Annotated in this window: 3 protein-coding genes and 1 pseudogene; 2 read left to right on the top strand and 2 right to left on the bottom strand. The window is 72.7% G+C overall.

What is annotated here, in order from left to right; translation table 11 throughout:
- Window positions 1-540: response regulator (locus G3I40_RS10915; protein WP_164301962.1), on the bottom strand; the 540-nt coding region annotated here is incomplete at its 3' end.
- A gap of 193 nt (window positions 541-733) precedes the next feature.
- Here G3I40_RS10915 and G3I40_RS10920 point away from each other — a divergent pair.
- Window positions 734-1,768, top strand: a complete 1,035-nt coding sequence (locus G3I40_RS10920; protein WP_164301963.1) for a LacI family DNA-binding transcriptional regulator — start codon at window positions 734-736, stop codon at window positions 1,766-1,768.
- Window positions 1,769-1,842: 74 nt separating this feature from the next.
- A complete protein-coding gene (locus G3I40_RS10925; protein WP_164301964.1) occupies window positions 1,843-2,727 on the top strand; it encodes a phosphatase PAP2 family protein in 885 nt (294 codons plus the stop codon).
- A 47-nt stretch (window positions 2,728-2,774) separates the two neighbouring features.
- Here G3I40_RS10925 and G3I40_RS10930 read toward each other — a convergent pair.
- Window positions 2,775-3,831 (bottom strand): annotated as a pseudogene (locus G3I40_RS10930) (bifunctional glutamine-synthetase adenylyltransferase/deadenyltransferase); the annotation flags it as partial.

Below are 3,831 nucleotides of genomic sequence, written 5' to 3' on the forward strand. Positions count from 1 at the left end.
CGCGTCGGCCGCGGTGTCGGCCAGCTCGGCGAGGCAGCGCGCGCCCTGCACCTCGACGACCGCCTCCGACAGCAGCGAGAGCCGGTCGAACTGGGCCTGTGCGTCGACGAGTTCGCGGGCGCCGCGCAGCGCTGCCCGTACCACGGCGCGGATCTCCTCCGGTTCGGCGGGCACCGACAGGTACGCCTCGCCGCCCGCGTCGAGCGCCCGGCAGCGGTCGTCGGGGCCGGAGGGCCGGGCGGAGAAGTGGACGACGGGGATCCCGGCGAGCGAGGGCAGGGCCTTGACCCGGCGGCACAGGTCGAACCCGTTGAGATCGGGCAGGCCCACGTCGACGAGTGCCACGTCGGGCAGGGCGCCGGCCCGCAGCCGCACGTCGAGCTCGACCAGGGCCTCCCCCGCAGAGGCGACGGGGACGACGACGTGGCCGGCCCGGGTCAGTACGGCGCTCAGGGCGTAGCGGCTGGTGGCGGTGTCGTCGACCACCAGGACCGTGCTGGCGCCGTCGGTCCCGGTCTCCTGAGCGGTGGCGTCGTTCACGAGGCAGCACCTCGGGGCGTGAGCGGTGCGGGCCCCCTCGGCCCGCCGCACCAACGTACCGCCGGACCCGGCCCGCGCGTCCCCCGCGCGCACCTCTTCACCGCTGCGGGTGACGACGGCCCAACGCCGCGGGCCGGTGCGGCACTTCCCGTTCGGTGTGCAATACGGCAGGTGACCGGTAAGGTCCCGTCCCGTGACCGCACGCCTTGCCGACATAGCAGCTCAAGCGGGGGTCAGCGAAGCGACCGTCAGCCGCGTGCTCAACGGCAAGGCGGGGGTCGCCGCGGCCACCCGCCAGTCCGTGCTCGCCGCACTCGACGTGCTGGGGTACGAGCGGCCCGTCCGGCTGCGCCGCTCCAGCGCGGGCCTGGTCGGCCTGATCACCCCCGAGCTGGAGAACCCGATCTTCCCGGCGCTCGCCCAGGTCGTCGTCCAGGCGCTGACCCGCCAGGGATTCACCCCGGTCCTGGCCACGCAGACCCCCGGCGGCTCCACCGAGGACGAGCTCACCGAGATGCTGGTCGACCGCGGGGTGAGCGGCATCATCTACGTCTCCGGGCTGCACGCCGACACCACGGCCGACACCCGGCGCTACGAGCGGCTGCGCGGCCAGGGCGTGCCGTTCGTGCTCGTCGACGGGTTCTCGCCCGCGGTGGCGGCGCCGTTCATCTCGCCCGACGACCGGGCCGCGGCCCGGCTCGCGGTGACGCATCTGGTCTCGCTCGGCCACACCCGGATCGGTCTGGCGCTGGGGCCCCGGCGCTTCGTGCCCGTGCAGCGGAAGATCGAGGGCTTCGTCCGCACGATGGCCGAGCTGCTCACGCTGCCCGCCGAGGACGTCGAGCGGGATCTCGTCCAGCACTCGCTGTACACGCTGGAGGGCGGCCAGGCGGCGGCCTCCGCGCTGCTCGACCGCGGCTGCACGGCGGTGATCTGCGCCAGCGACATGATGGCACTGGGTGCCATCCGCGCGGTGCGGGAGCGCGACATGGACGTGCCGAAGGACGTGTCGGTGGTCGGTTTCGACGATTCGCCGCTGATCGCCTTCACCGATCCGCCGCTGACCACCATCCGCAAGCCCGTGCACGCCATGGGCCAGGCGGCCGTCCACACGTTGCTGGAGGAGGTCGCCGGTACGCCCGCGCCGCACAGTGAGTTCGTCTTCCTGCCGGAGCTGGTGGTCCGGGGTTCCACGGCTTCGTCCCCTGGGGTGCGCCCTCGTCCGTAGGGCGTAGAGGATGCGGTGCGAACCCGCCCGAGGGATGATCGGACGGAAGCCGATATCTGGCAGACTCTGTGCCTATGGGTGAATCGACCGTGACGACATTGGAAGGCCGACAAGGGCCCACCAGCTCACCCATCGCGGAGGACCGCGCCGGGCGGAACAGTCCTGGCGGTCCGGGTTTCCTGCGCCGCCTGCGCACTCCGCGGCGTCCCCGGCTCTGGTTCGAGATCCTTCTCATCGCGGTGAGTTACTGGACGTACTCCCTGATCCGCAACGCCGTCCCGGAGCAGAAGGGGCAGGCGCTGCGCAACGCGGACTGGATCTGGAGCGTCGAGCACCATCTGGGCATCGCCGTCGAGCAGAGCGTCAACCATGCCGTGAACGGCGTGACTTGGCTGATCGTCGGCATGAACTACTACTACGCGACACTGCACTTCGTGATCACGCTGGGTGTGCTCGTGTGGCTGTTCCGCTGCCATCCGGGCCGCTATGCGGCCACCCGTCTGGCCCTGTTCGCCACGACCGCCGTCGCGCTGGTCGGCTACTACTTCTACCCGCTGGCACCGCCGCGCCTGATGACGGGCGGCCATTTCATCGACACGGTCGCCGTCCACCAGACGTGGGGCTCGATGGCCTCCGGCAACCTGAAGAACATGTCGAACCAGTACGCGGCGATGCCCTCCATGCACATCGGCTGGTCGCTCTGGTGCGGCCTGACGATCTTCGCCCTGGCGTCGGTGCCGTGGGTGCGGGTCCTCGGCCTGCTCTACCCGGCGCTGACCCTGATGGTCATCGTCTCGACGGCGAACCACTTCTGGCTGGACGCGGTGGGCGGCATGGCGTGCCTGACGTTCGGCTTCCTGGTGGCACGGTTCTGGTACGGGGCGCAGCCGTACGCGCTGCCGCGGCTCGTGACGCCGCCACCGGCGCAGACGTCGGTGGAGCAGACACCGGCGAAGTAGCGCGTCCCGGGACGCAAGCAGCGCGTCCCGGGACGACCGGAGGGCGCTCACGCTCCGTAGAAGCGCTCCTCCACCACTGCCCGGGCCCGCCGGGTGATCCGGCGGTAGTCGTCCAGCATGTCCCCGACGTGTCCGGCGTCGTACCCGAGGTAGCGGCCCACGGCGCCGAGTTCCCGGCCGTCGGAGGGGAACGTGTCGCCCGCGCGGCCGCGCACCAGCATCACCGCGTTGCGCACCCGGGTGGCCAGGACCCACGCCTCGTCGAGGATCGCCGCGTCCTCCGTGGGCAGCAGCCCGGCCGCGCACGCGGCGGCCAGGGCCTCGCGGGTGCGGGTCGTGCGCAGGCCCGGCTCCGCCCAGCCGTGCTGGAGCTGGAGCAGCTGCACCGTCCACTCGACGTCGGACAGACCGCCGCGGCCCAGCTTCGTGTGCAGGGTCGGGTCGGCGCCGCGCGGCAGCCGCTCCGCCTCCATACGGGCCTTGAGCCGCCGGATCTCGCGCACGGCGTCCTCGCCGAGCCCCTCGGCCGGGTACCGCAGCGGGTCGGCCAGCTCCATGAAGGCGGCTCCAAGATCGGCGTCGCCCGCGACCGGCTGGGCCCGCAGCAGCGCCTGCGACTCCCAGACCAGGGACCAGCGCCGGTAGTACGCCTCGTAGGACTTGAGGGTGCGTACCAAGGGGCCCGACTTGCCCTCCGGGCGCAGGTCGGCGTCGATCAGCAGGGGCGGGTCGGCGCTGGGCAGGGCGAGCAGGCGGCGCATCTCGGAGACGACCTTGTTCGCGGCCTGGGCCGCCTCGTGGTCGTCGACGCCCTCGCGCGGCTCGTGCACGAACAGCACGTCGGCGTCGGAGCCGTAGCTCAGCTCGTGGCCGCCGAAGCGGCCCATGGCGATCACCGCGAAGCGGGTGGGCAGCGTGTCGCCCCAGCCCGCGCGGACCACCGCGCGCAGCGTCCCGGCGAGCGTCGCCGCCGTCAGGTCGGAGACGGCCCCGCCGACCCGGTCCACGAGGGAGCCCTGGTCGCCGACGACCGGGGTGTCCTCGGTCCCGTACGACGCGATGATGTCGGCGGCGGTGGTGCGGAACAGCTCGCGGCGGCGCACC

Source organism: Streptomyces sp. SID14478 (genome assembly GCF_010548525.1).
GTDB lineage: Bacteria > Actinomycetota > Actinomycetes > Streptomycetales > Streptomycetaceae > Streptomyces.

Coding starts and splice junctions, on each gene's coding strand:
- G3I40_RS10925 (WP_164301964.1), top strand. CDS start 1,843: ATGGGTGAATCGACCGTGACGACATTGGAAGGCCGACAAGGGCCCACC.